Raw genomic sequence first — 16,366 nt, 5'->3', positions numbered from 1 at the left:
GTGTAAGCGACGTTTCAAGTCTACTCAGGTCAGGGTGCCCCGCTGACGAGGGGGCCTCAAACATCGTCGAGGTCAGCCGGAAGGTTCGCATCGGTTCCGGGGATCCCGAGGTCGACGGCCTTTTTGTCCGCCATGGCGAGCAAGCGGCGGATGCGTCCGGCGACGGCGTCCTTCGTCATGGGCGGATCGGCGTGGTGGCCCAGTTCGTCGAGGCTGGAGTCGCGGAACGAGAGGCGCAACTCGCCTGCGTAACGGAGGTGTTCCGGAATATCGCTGCCGAGGATTTCCATCGCGCGCTGCACGCGGGCGCACGCCGCAACGGCGGCCTGCGCGCTGCGGCGGAGGTTGGCGTCGTCGAAATTGACGAGGCGGTTGGCCGTTGCGCGCACCTCACGGCGCTGTCGGAGCGCTTCCCAGTTGAGCACGGTCTCCGCCGCACCCATGTGCACGAGCATGGCGCCGATGGCGTCGCCGTCGCGGATCACGACCCGGTGCACGCCCCGCACCTCACGGGCCTTGGCGACGACGCCGAGTCGACCGGCCGTACCGACGAGGGCCATCGCGGCCTCGTTGCCCGGGCAGGTCACTTCGAGGGCCGCCGAGCGACCGGGATCGGTGAGGGAGCCGTTCGCGAGGAACGCACCGCGCCAGACGGCGGCGATCTCTTCCTTGGACCCCGTGGTCAGCCGGTTCGGCAGACCTCGGATGGGGCGTCGCCGGGCGTCGAGCAGGCCGGTCTGTCTGGCCAGGGTTTCTCCCCCATCGAGCACGCGCACCAGGAAGTGGCTGGTGCGGCGCAGGCCGGATGCCGAAATCACGGAGACTTCGCTGCGGACGCCGTAGAGTTCGGCGAGGTCCTTCCGCACCCGGCGGGCGAGGAGTGCGGTGTCGAGCTCGGATTCGATCGCGATCCGGCTGTTGATCATGTGCAGGCCGCCGGAGAATCGCAGGATCGTCGCGAGCTCCGCCGCCCGCACCGTGGTCTTCGACACGTCAACCCGTGCAAGTTCATCTTTGACGTCGGCCGTGAGTGCCAATCGTTTGTCCATTCTGTCGTACTGACCCCAAAATGGGTCGGTCTGTGGTCTGTGTGGCCCGGCGCAGCCCGCGGGGCGGCGCACCGGGCGGGGTCTTACTCCCGGCCGAGGTCGCGATTCTTGAGGCTTATCGCGACTCCGGGCAGATCGCCGATCCGGCGAGCGATTTCGCGGGCCATCGCCACCGAGCGATGCTTGCCGCCCGTACAGCCGATGGCGATGGTGGCGTGGCGTTTGTTCTCGCGCTGGTAGCCCGCCAGCACCGGTGCGAGCGCCAGGGAGTAGTGCTCGATGAAGTCCAGGGCGCCTTCCTGGGCCAGCACGTAGTCCCGCACTTCGGGGTCCTGTCCGGTGTGGGAGCGGAGTTCGGGCACCCAGAACGGATTCGGCAGGAAACGGACATCGGCAACCATGTCGACATCCGTGGGAAGACCGTACTTGAAGCCGAAACTCATGACCGTGACGTGCACGCCTGCGGCATCTTCGGCCGCGAAGCGTTCGCTGATGGTCGTCGCGAGCTGGTGGATGTTGAGGTCGGACGTGTCGATGACCATGTCGCACGATTCACGGACGGCGCGCAACCGGGTGCGTTCGGCGTCGATGCCATCGAGGATGGTGCCGTCGCCCTGCAGCGGATGCGGACGGCGCACGGACTCGAAACGCCGCACGAGGACGTCGTCCCTGGCCTCGAGAAAGATCACGCGCAACTGGGAGCCGTTGCGGAGGGACTGCACGATCTCCTGGAAGTCCGCGAAGAAGTCACGGCCGCGGATGTCCACGACGGCGGCGATCTTGGGCAGGCTCGTGCCCGCCTTGCCGGCGAGTTCGACGAGCGGGCGCAGCATTTGCGGCGGAAGGTTGTCGACGACGTACCAGCCGAGGTCTTCGAGGGCGTTGGCCACTGTCGAACGCCCGGCCCCGGACATTCCCGTGACGATAAGCATTTCCTGCTTGTCGTTCTCCGTCATCCTGGGGGTGCGCCTTCTGTCGGTGGTGGGCCTGTCAGTCCAGCCTACCGACCGAGATCGGTTTCAGGCGCGAAAGTGCTGGTGGATCGTCGCCGCGAGGCCTGGTCCGATGCCGCGGACCTCCGCGATTGCCTCGATGGGGGCCTCTTTGAGCCGGGCGACGGATCCGAAATGCTGCAACAGCACTTTGACCCGTGCCGGGCCGAGGCCGGCGATCTCGCCGAGGACCGTTGCGATGTCGCGTTTGCGGCGGGCGCGCTGGTGGGTGATCGCGAAGCGGTGGGCCTCGTCCCGGATCCGCTGGATGAGGAAGAGTGCGTCGCTGTTGCGCGGCAGGATGACGGGATAGTCCGAGTCCGGCAGCCAGATCTCCTCGAGGCGCTTGGCGATGCCGCACAGCTGGATGCCGGTGACCCCGGATTCGCGAAGCGCCCTGGCCGCCGCAGCGACCTGCGGCTGGCCGCCGTCGACGATCAGGAGGTTCGGCTGGTACCGGAACTTCTTGCGTCTGGCCGGCGAGTCCGGCGACGCACCCGCGGGATCCGGTGCGGGCTCCGTGCCGGCATCCGTTGCAGGGCCGTCGTCTGGCACGAGGTAGGCGAGGCGCCTGGTCAGGGTGCGGTAGATCGAGTCGGTGTCGTCTGTGGACTCCGGGATGCTGAAGCGCCGGTATTCGTCCGTGCGTGGAAGCCCGTCTTCGAAGACCACCATCGAGGCGACGATGTTCGTGCCGCTCAGGTGCGAGACGTCATAACACTCCATTCGGAGCGGCGCCGAGTCCATACCGAGCGCCTCCTGGATGTCCTCGAGCGCCTTGGAGCGTGCGACGAAGTCGGAGCTGCGGCGGGTCTTGTAGAGCATCAGTGCCTGCCGTGCGTTCTGGGTGGCCGTCGCGAGCAGAGCGGCCTTCTCGCCGCGCTGGGCGGCCACGAGGTGCACCTTGCGCCCGGCGATGCCGCCGAGCCATTCTTCGAGCGCTGCGGAGTCGTCAGGAAGCAACGGGACGACGACCTCCCGCGGCGGCACGGCGTCCCTGGAGTATGCGGTCTGCAGCAGGGAATCGATCAGCTCCCCTGTTGTCAGGTCCAGCTCCTTGTCGACGACCCAGCCGCGGACACCGCGGATCCGGCCGCCGCGCACGATGAACAGCTGCACAGCCGCAGCGAGCTCGTCCTCCTCGACGGCGAACAGGTCGATGTCGACGTTGTCACGCAGCACGACCGCACTCTTCTCGAGCACGTTCGTGAGCGCCTTGACCTGGTCCCGCCGTTTGGCCGCGAGCTCGTACTGCTGGCCGAGGGCAGCGGCCTTCATCTCGTTGGTCAGTCGGTTGATCATGGTGCGGTCCTGGCTCGCCATGAAACTCACGAATTCGTCGACGATGACGCGGTGCTCCTCGATCGAGACCTTCTGGGAGCACGGGCCGAAGCAGCGGCCGATCTGGCCGGCGAAACACGGTTTCCCCGATTGCATGGCGCGTTTGTAGTTGGCGTTGTTGCAGGTGCGGATCGGGAAGGCCTTGAGCATCAGGTCGATCGTCTCGTGAACGGCCCAGACCTTGGGGTACGGGCCGAAATAACGCGCGCCGCGGATGCCGGTGGTGCGGGTGACGAGGGCGCGCGGCGCCTCGTCTGCGAGGGTCACGGCGAGGTACGGGTAGGACTTGTCGTCCTTGAACTGCACGTTGAACGGCGGGTCGAACTCGTTGATCCAGGTCCATTCGAGCTGGAGGGCCTCGACCTCGGTTCCGACTGTGGTCCACTCGACGGACGCGGCCGTCGTGACCATGCGCCGGGTGCGCTCGTGCAGGCTGCTGAGCGGCGCGAAGTAGTTGCTGAGGCGGGCGCGCAGGTTCTTGGCCTTGCCGACGTAGAGCACCCGCCCGGTCTCGTCGCGAAAGCGGTACACGCCAGGGACCGTGGGGATCTCCCCCGCCTTCGGCCGATAGCTCAACGCGTCCGACATGAACTCTCCTGGTACTTCCCCGCGCCGGACAGAAACCGGCCGAACAGAATTTTAGCGCGCCGCCAGGATCTCTTTGAGGAAGGTGCCCGTGTGGCTCTTCTTGACGGTCGCGATGTGCTCCGGTGTTCCGGTCGCGAGCACGCGCCCGCCGCCGGACCCGCCCTCCGGCCCGAGGTCGATCACCCAGTCGGCCGATTTGATCACGTCGAGGTTGTGCTCGATCACGATCACGGTGTTGCCCTTGTCGACGAGACTGTTGAGCACCAGCAGGAGCTTGCGCACGTCTTCGAAGTGCAGCCCGGTCGTGGGTTCGTCGAGCACGTAGACGCTGCGGCCGTTCGAGCGACGCTGGAGTTCGGTGGCGAGCTTGACGCGCTGCGCCTCACCTCCGGAGAGCGTCGTGGCGCTCTGGCCGAGGCGCACATAGCCGAGTCCGACCTCGACGAGGGTCTTCAGGAAGCGGTGGATCGCCGAGATCGGCTCGAAGAATTCCGCAGCCTCGCTGATCGGCATGTCGAGGACCTCGGCGATGTTCTTGCCCTTGTAGTGAACGGTGAGGGTGTCGCGGTTGTACCGCGCTCCCCCGCAGACCTCGCACGCGACATAGACGTCGGGCAGGAAGTTCATCTCGATCTTGATCGTGCCGTCGCCGGAGCAGGCTTCGCAGCGGCCGCCCTTGACGTTGAAGCTGAACCGGCCGGGCAGGTAGCCCCGCGCCTTCGCCTCGATCGTCTCCGAGAAGAGGGTGCGGATCTTGTCGAACACGCCCGTGTACGTCGCCGGGTTGGACCGAGGGGTGCGGCCGATCGGGGCCTGGTCGACGTGGATGACCTTGTCCAGCTGCTCGAGCCCGGTGACCCTGGTGTGCTTGCCGGGGAGCTTGCGGGCGCCGTTCAGCCGGTTGGCGAGCACCCGGTAGAGGATGTCGTTGACGAGGGAGGACTTTCCGGAGCCGCTCACGCCGGTGACGGCGGTGAAGGTGCCGAGCGGGAACGTCACGGAGACCTTCTTGAGGTTGTTCGCCTCCGCCCCGATCACGTTGATCTGGCGGTCAGGGTCGATCGGCCTGCGCGTCTCAGGCGTCTCTATCGACTTGCGGCCGGCGAGGTAGTCTCCCGTGAGCGACTCCCGGTTCTCCAGGAGGCTCGCGTAGGAGCCGGAGTGCACGACGTGGCCGCCGTTCACGCCGGCGCCGGGACCGATGTCGACGATCCAGTCGGCCATCTTGATGGTGTCCTCGTCGTGTTCGACGACGATGAGGGTGTTGCCGAGGTCGCGGAGGGCGACGAGGGTCTCGATGAGTCGCCGGTTGTCCCGCTGGTGCAGGCCGATGCTCGGCTCGTCGAGCACGTAGAGCACCCCGGTCAACCCGGAGCCGATCTGCGTGGCCAGACGGATGCGCTGGGCCTCTCCGCCGGAGAGGCTCGCGGCTGCGCGGGCCAGGTTCAGGTAGTTGAGGCCGACCCGGATCAGGAAGTCCAGCCGCGCCTTGATCTCGCGGAGGACCTGGGCCGCGATCATGGCCTCACGGTCGGTCAGTTCGAGCAGGTCCATGAACGACCGGGCGTCCGCGAGGCTCAGGTTGCAGACATCCGCGATGCTGGAGCCGTGGATCAGCACGGCGAGGACCTCGGGCTTGAGCCGGGTGCCCGAGCAGACCGGGCAGTCGATCTCGCGGAGGTACTCGCCCCAGCGGGCCCGCTGGGTGTCGGACTCCGCCTGCAGGTACTGGCGTTCGATGTACGGCACGACGCCTTCGAAGCCGGAGGTGTAGCTCATCTCACGGCCGTAGCGGTTCTTCCACTTCACGCGGACCTCGAAGTTGTCGCCGCGGAGCACGGCATTCTGCACGTCGGGCGTGAGTTCGCCCCAGGGGGTGTCGAGTGAGAAGTCGAGGTCGTGCGCGAGGCCGTCGAGCAGCTTCTCGTAGTACTGGAAGAGTCCCTTGCCCTGGGTGGTCCAGGGCAGCACGACGCCCTCCGCGATGCTGAGCTCAGGGTCGCCGAGAAGGAGATCCTGGTCGACGGACATTCGCGTGCCGAGGCCGGAGCACTCGGGGCAGGCGCCGAAGGGCGCGTTGAAGGAGAAGGTGCGCGGTTCGATCTCGGTGAGCTGCACGGGGTGGTTGTTCGGGCAGGAGAGCTTCTCGGAGTAGCTCTGCCACGCCGCGTCACCCTCCCCGTCGACGTAGTTGATCTGGACGATGCCGTCGGTGAGTTTGAGCGCGGTCTCGAGGGAGTCGGTCAGGCGGCTGAGGAGTTCCGGCGCCGCGACGAGGCGGTCGACGACCACGGAGATGTCGTGCTTGAGCTGCTTCTTGAGCGTCGGCGGTTCGCTGAGCTGGATCTGGGTGCCGTCGACCATGGCGCGGGAGTAGCCGCCGGCGGCGAGCTCCTTGAACAGGTCGACGAACTCGCCCTTCTTCTGGGAGACGACCGGGCTCAGGATCTGGTACCGGGTGCCCTGCGGAAGTTCCATGAGCTGGTCGGCGATCTGCTGAACGGTCTGGGCCTGGATGACCTCGCCGCAGACGGCGCAGTGCGGCACTCCGATGCGCGCCCAGAGCAGGCGCATGTAGTCGTAGACCTCGGTGATCGTGCCGACAGTCGACCGCGGGTTGCGGTTGGTCGACTTCTGGTCGATCGAGACGGCGGGGCTGAGCCCCTCAATGAAGTCGACGTCCGGCCGGTCGACCTGGCCGAGGAACTGGCGTGCGTACGCGGAGAGCGACTCGACGTAGCGGCGTTGCCCCTCCGCGAAGATGGTGTCGAACGCGAGTGAGGACTTGCCCGAACCGGACAGTCCCGTGAAGACGACCAGGGAATCCCTGGGGATCTCCAAATCGACGTTGTGCAGGTTGTGCACACGCGCACCGCGGACACTGAGCTTGGACCCGGACGTTACCTTGGAAATTGACACCGTTCGAGTCTATTGAGTGCCACCGACACTCCTGCGCCCCGGACGCACGCCCTGAGCGAACAAACGTTCGAATTCCGACCGCGACGTTGGGCGGTTGTTGATCAGATGTGCCCGGCCTTCTCCATCTGGCGGAGTTCGCGTTTGAGTTCGGAGACCTCGTCCCGGAGCCGGGCAGCGAGTTCGAACTTGAGCTCGCCCGCGGCCTCGAGCATCTGGCCACTGAGGTCGGCGATGATCGACTCGAGGTCGTTGGCTCCGTTCGCGGCGATGCCGGTGCGGAGCGGGGTCGCCGCGACCTTGCGCCGGGCGTCGCGACCGGCGAGGAGCTCGGCGGTGTCGGCCTCTTCCCGCGCGAGGATGTCGGTGATGTCGGCGATCCGTTTGCGGAGCGGAGTGGGGTCGATGCCGTGCAGGGTGTTGTAGGCGACCTGCTTTTCGCGGCGGCGGTCGGTCTCGTCGATCGCGCGTTCCATCGAGGCGGTCAGCCGGTCGGCGTACATGTGCACCTCGCCGGAGACGTTCCGGGCGGCCCGGCCGATCGTCTGGATGAGGGAGGTTGCGGAGCGCAGGAACCCTTCCTTGTCGGCGTCGAGGATTGCGACGAGCGACACCTCGGGCAGGTCGAGGCCCTCCCGGAGGAGATTGATGCCGACGAGGACGTCGTACACGCCCGCGCGGAGCTCGGTGAGGAGCTCGACCCGGCGCAGGGTGTCGACGTCGGAGTGCAGGTAGCGCACCCGGACGCCGGCCTCGGTGAGGAAGTCCGTGAGTTCCTCGGCCATCTTCTTGGTGAGGGTCGTGACGAGTACCCGCTCGTTGAGTGCGACGCGCTTGTGGATCTCCTCGAGGAGGTCGTCGATCTGTCCCTTGGACGGCTTGACGATGATCTGCGGGTCGATGAGCCCGGTCGGGCGGATGATCTGTTCGACGATGCCGTCTGCGATGCCCATCTCGTATTTCCCGGGCGTGGCGGACAGGTACACGGTCTGGCCGACCCTGTCCTTGAATTCGTTGAACTTGAGCGGCCGGTTGTCGAGGGCGCTCGGGAGCCGGAAGCCATGCTCGACGAGCGTGCGTTTGCGGGACGAGTCCCCCTCGTACATCGCCCCGATCTGCGGGACGGTGACATGGGATTCGTCGATGACCATCAGGAAGTCGTCGGGGAAGTAGTCGAGGAGACAGTGCGGCGCCTCCCCCGGTGACCGCTGGTCGATGTGCCGGGAGTAGTTCTCGATGCCGGAGCAGAAGCCGATCTGTTCCATCATCTCGAGGTCGAAGGTCGTGCGCATCCGAAGTCGCTGCGCCTCGAGCAGTTTGCCTTCCCGTTCGAGCTGGCCGAGCCGTTCGGCGAGTTCTTCCTGGATGGTGACGATGGCCCGCTGCATGGTCTCGGTGCTCGCGACGTAGTGCGAGCCGGGGAAAACGGACACGGATTCGAGCTTGCGGACGATGTCACCGGTGAGCGGGTGCAGGCTGTAGAGCGCCTCGATCTCATCGCCGAACATCTCGATCCGGATCGCGAGTTCCTCGTACATCGGGATGATCTCGATGGTGTCGCCGCGCACCCGGAAGTGGCCCCTGGAAAAGTCGACGTCGTTGCGCTGGTACTGCATCGCAACGAACTTGCGGATCAGCCAGTCACGGTCGACCTTCTGGCCCACCTGGAGGGCGATCATGGCCTCCATGTATCCCTCGGGTGTGCCGAGGCCGTAGATGCAGGACACGGTGGAGACGACGACGACGTCGCGGCGGCTCAGGAGCGAGTTCGTGGTGGAGTGCCTGAGCCGCTCGACCTCGGCGTTGATCGAGGAGTCCTTCTCGATGAAGGTGTCCGTCTGCGGGACGTACGCCTCCGGCTGGTAGTAGTCGTAGTACGACACGAAGTACTCGATGGCGTTGTTCGGCATCAGCTCGCGGAACTCGTTCACGAGCTGGGCTGCGAGGGTCTTGTTGTGCGCGAGCACGAGCGTCGGGCGCTGCACCTGTTCGATCAGCCAGGCGGTCGTCGCGGACTTGCCGGTTCCGGTGGCTCCGAGGAGCACGATGTCGGTTTCACCGGCGTTGATGCGTTCGGCGAGTTCTTTGATCGCGGTCGGCTGGTCGCCGCTCGGCGTGTATTCGCTCACGACCTCAAAGGGATGTACGGATCGCGTGGGTTCCATCCCTCCAGTCTAGATTCGACCACCGACACTCTCGGTGCCGGCAGAGTTTCCGGCGCTCCGCACGCGTTCCCAGAGCGCGTCGACCTGTCGCAGGGTGTGTTCCAGGGTGCCATCGGTGTCGATCACGACGTCGGCGATCGCAAGCCGTTCGGCATCATCGGCCTGGGCGCGGATGCGCATGGCCGCGTCCTCCTGGCTCATCCGGCGCAGGTCGACCATCCGTTGCATCCGGGTCTCCGGAGTCGCCTGGGTGACGACGACGAGGTCGAACGGATGCTCGACGGCCGCCTCGACCAGAAGGGGTACGTCGTAGACGACCACCGCCGAGGGATTCGCGAGCCCGGCTGCACGAATGCGTGCGTTCGTGAGCGACCGCACTGCGGGGTGCACGATCGCGTTGAGCCTCGCCAGGGCCGCCGGGTCGCCGAAGACGATCGCGCCGAGTCTGGGCCGGTCCAGCGCACCGTCCGGTCCGACGAGAGCGGTGCCGAACTCCGCCGCGATCGCCGCCAGGACGGGGCTGCCCGGTTCGACGACTTCGCGGGCGAGGCGATCCGCATCGATGACGACGGCCCCGTGTTCCGTGAGGGCGCTCGCAACGGTGCTCTTGCCGGATGCGATCCCGCCGGTCAGTCCAATGAGGTACACCCCGGCAATGCTACCGATGTGGCCAGGGCGCAGAAAACCGGCCGGGCCCCGAAGGGTCCGGCCGGTTCTGGTGTTGCGGTGGAGCTGCGTGCTAGTTGTTGCTGCTGAGCTTCTCGCGCAGTGCGGCGAGTGCCTCGTCGTCAGCAAGCGTTCCGGCTCCGGCCGTCTCGCTCGAGAACGAGTTGCCAGCTGCGGAGGGAACGTCGCCGACGGCGATGATCTCGTCGTTCGCGGACGCGACCTGCTTCTTGTGGGCTTCCCAGCGAGCCTGGGCTGCAGCGTAGTCCTGCTCCCACTTCTCGCGCTGGTTTTCGAAGCCTTCGCGCCACTCGTTGGTCTCCGGGTCGAAGCCCTCGGGGTACTTGTAGTTGCCCTGGTCGTCGTACTCGGTGAGCATTCCGTAGAGCGCCGGGTCGAACTCGGTGCCCTCGGGGTCGACACCCTCGTTGGCCTGCTTGAGGCTCAGCGAGATGCGGCGACGCTCGAGGTCGATGTCGATGACCTTGACGAAGACCTCGTCGCCGACCGAAACGACCTGCTCGGCGAGCTCGACGTGCTTGCCGGAGAGTTCGCTGATGTGGACCAGGCCCTCGATGCCCTCTGCAACGCGAACGAACGCGCCGAAGGGGACGAGCTTGGTGACCTTGCCCGGTGCAACCTGGCCGATGGCGTGGGTGCGGGCGAAGACCTGCCACGGGTCTTCCTGGGTGGCCTTGAGCGACAGCGACACGCGCTCGCGCTCGAGGTCGACCTCGAGGATCTCGACGGTGACTTCCTGGCCAACCTCGACGACCTCGCTGGCGTGCTCGATGTGCTTCCAGCTGAGTTCGGAGACGTGAACCAGGCCGTCAACGCCACCGAGGTCGACGAACGCACCGAAGTTGACGATCGAGGAGACGACGCCCTTGCGGACCTGTCCCTTCTGGAGGTTGTTGAGGAACGTGGTGCGGCTCTCGGACTGCGTCTGCTCGAGCAGGGCACGACGGGACAGCACAACGTTGTTGCGGTTCTTGTCGAGCTCGAGGATCTTCGCTTCGATCTCCTGGCCCAGGTACGGGGTCAGGTCGCGAACGCGGCGAAGCTCGATGAGCGAGGCCGGCAGGAAGCCACGGAGGCCGATGTCGACGATGAGCCCGCCCTTGACGACCTCGATGACCGAACCGGTGACAACGCCATCGGATTCCTTGATCTTCTCGACGTCGCCCCACGCACGTTCGTACTGGGCGCGCTTCTTCGAGAGGATGAGGCGGCCTTCTTTGTCTTCCTTCTGGAGAACAAGGGCCTCGACCAGGTCGCCGACCTTGACAACCTCGGAAGGGTCAACGTCGTGCTTGATGGAAAGTTCGCGGGAGGGAATGACGCCCTCGGTCTTGTAACCCACGTCGAGGAGGACCTCGTCGCGGTCGATCTTCACAACGGTGCCCTCGATGAGGTCTCCGTCGTTGAAGAATTTCAGAGTCTTTTCGACCGCGGCAAGAAAGTCTTCAGCAGATCCAATGTCGTTGATGGCGACCTGCTTAGGTGCCCTATCGGTCGTTGCGATTGTCATGTAGTAGTTGCTCCAGGATGGACATAAGTCGGGCCATACGCGAACGGGTGGGGATTGTGGACTCCGCGCATGGCAGCGGATAGTTCGTCACAAACGTGACAGTCAAGCTTAGCTGTTTGCAGGGGCCACCGGCAACATCCGCTTGTCACGTCGTGTACGCGGAGAGACGTCAGGACAGCAGCGCCGCGCGGAGGGTGTCGAGGCCGACGCCGCCGAGGTCGAGGGCTCGCCTGTGGAAGTCCTTGATCGAGAACGCCGCACCCTCCCTGGCCGTGCTGGCGTCGCGGAGTTCCTCCCAGATGCGCTGGCCGATCTTGTACGAGGGCGCCTGTCCCGGCCAGCCGAGGTACCGGTTGACTTCGAACTGCACCGTGCTCTCGTCGACGTTGGCATTGCGGCGGAAGAAGTCGAAGGCATGCTCGGCCGTCCAGACGCCGCTTCCATCCGGCAGGGTCTTGCCGAGGTGCACGCCGATGTCGATCACGACGCGGGCGGCGCGCATCCGCTGGCCGTCGAGCATGCCGAGACGGTCGGCCGGGTCGTCGAGGTAGCCGAGCTCGCTCATCAGGCGTTCGGCGTAGAGCGCCCAGCCCTCTGCGTGCCCTGACGTGCCCGCGAGCTGGCGACGCCAGGTGTTCAGGATGCCGCGGTTATGCACCGCCTGTCCGATCTGCAGGTGGTGGCCAGGAACACCCTCGTGATAGACGGTCGACAGTTCGCGCCAGGTGGAGAACTCGGTGACGCCTGCCGGAACCGACCACCACATCCGGCCCGGCCTGGAGAAGTCGTCGCTCGGCCCGGTGTAGTACACGCCGCCGTCCTGCGTCGGGGCGATCAGGCACTCGAGCGCGCGGATCTCCTGGGGGATGTCGAAGTGACTCACCGACAGTTCGGCGACGGCGCGGTCGCTCGTCTCCTGCATCCAGCGTTGCAAGGCCGCCGTGCCGTGCAGGGTGCGGCTCTGGTCGGCGTCGAGGTGGGCGATGGCCTCCTGCACGCTCGCTCCCGGGAGAATCTGCCTGGCGATGCCCTCCTGCTCCGCGACCATCCTGGCGAGTTCCTCGATCCCCCACTCGTAGGTTTCGTCGAGATCGACAGCGGCCCCGAGGAACCGGCGGGACTGGAGCGCATAGATCTCCCGGCCGACCGCATCCGCCTCTGGCGCGGACCGTTCGAGCTCGTCGCCGAGGAATGCGGCCAGCGCGGAGTATGCGGCGGCGGCGGCGCGGGCGCCGGACCCGAGGTCGGTCGCGAGACTCGCGGGCAGGCTGCCCGTCACGGGACTCGCCTCCGCGGCGAGCGTGGCGAAGAAGCCCGTCTTCGCCGCGTGCCGGCGTGCCTGAACTGCGACCTCGCGCACCTGGCGCTTCGCGGGCATGATGCCTTCGCGGATGCCGAGGCGCAGGGTCTCGATGTAACCCGCGACGGCCTCGGGCACGGCGCCGAGCCGCGTGGAGATGGTGCGCCAGTCCTCGACGGTTTCCGTCGGCATCAGGTCGAAGGCCGCGCGGATGTCCTGCGCGGGCGAGGCGAGATTGTTCAGGTCCCGAAGCGGCAGGCCCGCATCGGCGCTCTCGACGCCGAGGGCGAGTTCGCTGCGCAGATCCGTGCGGGTGACCTCGTCGACCGCGTCGACGACGACAGCGGCATCGAGGCGCCTGATCGTTGCGAGAGACGCGAGGCGATGCCGTTCCAGGCCCGCCGGGGAGTAGTCGCCATACCGGTCGGCGCCCACGCTGCGGCCGATGTAGGTGCCGATCGTGGGATCGAGGTCGACGAGGGTGTCGACCCAGTCTTCCGCGATCGCATCAATCGCTGTGGGCGTACGCACGGTGTCTTGGCTCATGGACCGAGCCTAGATCACCGTACCGGCAGCGACACAGGGAGCGAGCCGGGACCTCAGTGCGCCGCGGCGTCCCAGTTCGCACCCCTGCCGACCTGCACGTCCAGGGGCACGAGCAGCGCAGCGGCGGTCTCCATCCGGTGCGTGACGACGGTGCGGAGAGCGTCCCACTCGCCGGGCGCGACCTCGAAGATCAATTCGTCGTGCACCTGGAGCATCATCCGGGACTCGAGGCCTTCCTCGAGCATGTCCTCCGCGATGTTGTTCATTGCGATCTTCATGATGTCGGCGGCCGAGCCCTGGATCGGGGCGTTGAGCGCAGCCCGCTCCGCGTTCTCCCTGAGCACGCGGTTGGAACTGTGCAGTTCGGGGAACGGGCGGCGGCGCCCGAAGATCGTCGCCGTGTACCCGTCGACCTTGGCCTGTTCGACGACGTGCCGCAGGTAGTCGCGCACGGCGCCGAACCGGGCGAAGTAGTCCGTGATGAGCTGGCGTGCTTCCTTCTGGTCGATCCGGAGCTGCTTGGAGAGGCCGAAGGCACTCAGCCCGTACGCGAGTCCGTAGGACATGGCCTTGACCTTGCTGCGCATCTCGTTCGTGACCTCCTCCGGCGTGACCCCGAAGACGGATGCGCCGACGAAGCGGTGCAGGTCTTCTCCGGCGTTGAAGGCCTCGATCAGCCCGGCGTCTTCGGAGAGGTGCGCCATGATGCGCATCTCGATCTGGGAGTAGTCGGCCGTCAGCAGGCACTCGGCGTCCGGGCCGGAGTGGAAGGCTGCCCGGATCCGCCGGCCTTCCTCTGTGCGCACGGGGATGTTCTGAAGGTTCGGATCGGCCGAGGAGATCCGGCCTGTGGCAGTGCCGATCTGCACGTAATTGGTGTGGATGCGCCCGGTCGCGTCGATCGCCTTGTCAAGGGTCTCGACGATCTGGCGGAGCTTGGTCGCGTCCCTGTGCTGCAGGAGGAGACCGAGGAAGGGATGCGGGTTGCTCGCCTGGAGATCGGCGAGGGCGCCGGCATCCGTCGTGTATCCGGTCTTGTTCGCGCGGGTCTTCGGCATGCCCAGTTGCTCGAACAGGACCTCCTGAAGTTGCTTGGGCGAGCCGAGGTTGACCTCGCGGCCGATCTCGGCGAACGCGCCCGCCGCGTACTCCGCCGCCCGCTCGCCGAGCTGGGCCGACAGGACGGACAGCTCCTCGTGTGACACGGCGACGCCGGTGAGTTCCATGTCGACGAGGGTCAGCAGGGTCGGCATTTCGATGTCGGTGAGCACAGACTGGGAACCCGGATCGAGCAAGGCCCCGAGCGCGGCCGAGAGCCGGTAGGCGTACCAGGCCTCGGTGGGCACGCCGCCAGACTCCGACTCGTCCGGCACCAGCTGGTTGGGGTCTGCGACAGGGAGCGTCTCGTCGAGGTAGCGGGTGACGAGGTCGGCGAGGGTCTTGTCCGGCCCGCCCGGGCGCAGCAGCCAGGCGGCTACGAGGGTGTCGGTGACGAGCCCACCGAAGCCGAGGCCACTGCGGCGCAGGGCCTTGAGCTGGTGCTTGGCGTCGTGCATGATCTTGGGCGCGTCGCTCGCGAGCCAGTCCTCGAAGGGCAGGTAGTCCGTGCGTCCCGGCTGCCACGGAAGGTTCACGGACTCCTCGAGCCCGGACACACCGAAACCGATCGCCTTGCCGTCCTGCACCTCGACCTGGAGGCCGAGTCCGCCCGGGTTGGCCGCTACGACCCGGGTGAGCCAGGCATCCAGCTCCTCGTCGAGAAGGTCCTTGGCGACCGGCGCGGAGGGCGCATCGTCACGCTCGACCGGCACGACGGTCGCGCCAGACTCGTCCGCGCCGCCCTCGAGCTTGATCACGCGTTCGAGCAGGTTCTTGAACTCGAGGCGACCGAAGACCTCGCGCACGGCGGCTTCGTTGATCGGGGCGCGGACGAGGTCTGGCAGTTCGACGGGGAGGTCGAGGTCGGTCACGAGCCGGTTGAGGCGGCGATTGCGGATCGCGTTCTCCTTCTGCTCGCGCAGGTTGTTTCCGACGACACCCTTGATCTCGTCCGCGTGTTCGAGGATGCCGGCAAGGCTGCCGTAGAGGCCGAGCCACTTGACGGCGGTCTTCTCGCCGACCTTGCTGATGCCGATCAGGTTGTCGCTCGTCTCGCCGACGAGGGCCGCGACATCGGGATACTGGGCCGGATCGATGCCGTACTTCTCGCGCACACGTGCCGGGTCGTACCGGGTGAGCGCCGAGACGCCCTGGCTCGCCGGGTAGAGCAGGGTCACGTTGTCGTTGACGAGCTGGATCGAATCCCGGTCGCCGGAGACGACGAAGACGTGGTACCCCTCCGCGGTTCCGCGGACGGACAGGGTCGCGAGGATGTCGTCCGCCTCGAAGTCTTCCTTCGTGATGGTCGTGATGTTCATGGCCGCGAGGGCCTCCTGCAGGAGCGGCACCTGACCTTTGAATTCCGGAGGGGTACTCGCCCGGGTTCCCTTGTATTCGGGGTATTCGCGGGTGCGGAAAGAGGCGCGCGAGATATCGAAAGCGACGGCGATGTGCGAGGGGTTCTCGGTGCGCAGCAGGCTCAGCAGCATCGAGATGAACCCGTGGATGCCGTTGGTGTGCTGGCCGTCCCGGGTCTGGAAACTGTCGACCGGGAGCGCATGGAACGCCCGGTAGGCCAGTGAATGGCCGTCGATGATCATCAGGGTAGGCTTTTCGGAATCCGACACACAGACAGCCTACAAGCGTCGTCCGACGGCGCAGGGCCCTATCCAAGGTGACCATGACCCAGAAGACCGAAGACGCCCTCAGCTGGGTGCAACAGCGCGGCGGCGGGGCCCTCGCCGACAAGATGGGCATCGAATTCCTCGAGTTCAGCCTCGAGCGGGCGGTGGCACGGATGCCGGTGTTCGGCAATACCCAGCCGGCCATGCTCCTGCACGGGGGCGCCTTCGTGGTGCTCGGCGAGAGCCTCGGATCGATGTCCGCGAACCTGCACGCGGGACCGGGCAAGCTCGCCGTCGGCATCGAGATCAACGCGACGCACACCCGCTCGGCGACGAGCGGCTGGGTCACCGGCGTCTGCACGCCGATCCACCTCGGGCGCACCCTGACGACCCACTCGATCGAGATCGACGACGATCAAGGCAGGCGCTGCTCGACGATCCGGATCACGAACCTGATCACCGACCGCCCCGGCATCGCCTGATCTGTCACGCCCGCCGTGCACACACGACAAAGGCGGGCCCGGTCGCCATTGACCGGACCCGCCTTTC

At 66.5% G+C, this 16,366-nt stretch carries 10 protein-coding genes; 1 reads left to right on the top strand and 9 read right to left on the bottom strand.

Features of this window, described 5'->3' with window-relative positions; translation table 11 throughout:
• Positions 1–56 precede the first annotated feature (56 nt).
• The 9 genes from whiA to polA form a co-directional block, all read right to left on the bottom strand.
• Complete coding sequence (gene whiA / locus E3O39_RS16260; protein ID WP_134448754.1) at positions 57–1,037, bottom strand: DNA-binding protein WhiA; 981 nt, start codon at positions 1,035–1,037, stop codon at positions 57–59.
• A gap of 95 nt (positions 1,038–1,132) precedes the next feature.
• Positions 1,133–2,005, bottom strand: coding sequence for an RNase adapter RapZ (gene rapZ / locus E3O39_RS16255; protein WP_134448696.1), 873 nt, complete (start codon positions 2,003–2,005; stop codon positions 1,133–1,135).
• 63 nt (positions 2,006–2,068) lie between these two features.
• The gene (gene uvrC / locus E3O39_RS16250) at positions 2,069–3,970 is read right to left on the bottom strand and encodes an excinuclease ABC subunit UvrC (protein ID WP_134448697.1); all 1,902 of its coding nucleotides are present in this window, start codon (positions 3,968–3,970) and stop codon (positions 2,069–2,071) included.
• 51 nt (positions 3,971–4,021) lie between these two features.
• Entirely contained in the window at positions 4,022–6,889 is a 2,868-nt protein-coding gene (gene uvrA, locus E3O39_RS16245) for an excinuclease ABC subunit UvrA (protein ID WP_134448698.1), read from the bottom strand.
• Positions 6,890–6,990: 101 nt separating this feature from the next.
• On the bottom strand, positions 6,991–9,051 hold the full coding sequence (gene uvrB, locus E3O39_RS16240; RefSeq protein WP_134448699.1) for an excinuclease ABC subunit UvrB: 2,061 nt from the start codon (positions 9,049–9,051) through the stop codon (positions 6,991–6,993).
• A 9-nt stretch (positions 9,052–9,060) separates the two neighbouring features.
• Positions 9,061–9,699: a dephospho-CoA kinase gene (gene coaE / locus E3O39_RS16235; RefSeq protein WP_134448700.1), complete on the bottom strand. Its 639-nt coding sequence runs from the start codon at positions 9,697–9,699 to the stop codon at positions 9,061–9,063.
• Between the two features lie 91 nt (positions 9,700–9,790).
• Positions 9,791–11,248 carry a 30S ribosomal protein S1 gene (gene rpsA, locus E3O39_RS16230; RefSeq protein ID WP_134448701.1) on the bottom strand — a complete coding sequence of 486 codons (1,458 nt, stop codon included), beginning with the start codon at positions 11,246–11,248 and terminating at the stop codon, positions 9,791–9,793.
• Positions 11,249–11,417: 169 nt separating this feature from the next.
• Positions 11,418–13,094, bottom strand: coding sequence for a DUF885 domain-containing protein (locus E3O39_RS16225; protein ID WP_134448702.1), 1,677 nt, complete (start codon positions 13,092–13,094; stop codon positions 11,418–11,420).
• A gap of 53 nt (positions 13,095–13,147) precedes the next feature.
• Entirely contained in the window at positions 13,148–15,820 is a 2,673-nt protein-coding gene (gene polA / locus E3O39_RS16220; RefSeq protein ID WP_134448703.1) for a DNA polymerase I, read from the bottom strand.
• 53 nt (positions 15,821–15,873) lie between these two features.
• On the opposite strand from polA, the gene E3O39_RS16215 reads away from it, so the two are divergent.
• A complete protein-coding gene (locus tag E3O39_RS16215; protein WP_134448704.1) occupies positions 15,874–16,299 on the top strand; it encodes a hotdog fold thioesterase in 426 nt (141 codons plus the stop codon).
• The last annotated feature ends 67 nt before the right edge of the window (positions 16,300–16,366 follow it).

This window comes from Cryobacterium sp. MDB2-A-1, from assembly GCF_004402675.1.
Classification (GTDB): Bacteria; Actinomycetota; Actinomycetes; order Actinomycetales; family Microbacteriaceae; genus Cryobacterium; species Cryobacterium glucosi.
The sequence above is the reverse complement of the archived record's forward strand: the minus strand, read 5'-3'. Positions and strand labels throughout refer to the sequence as shown.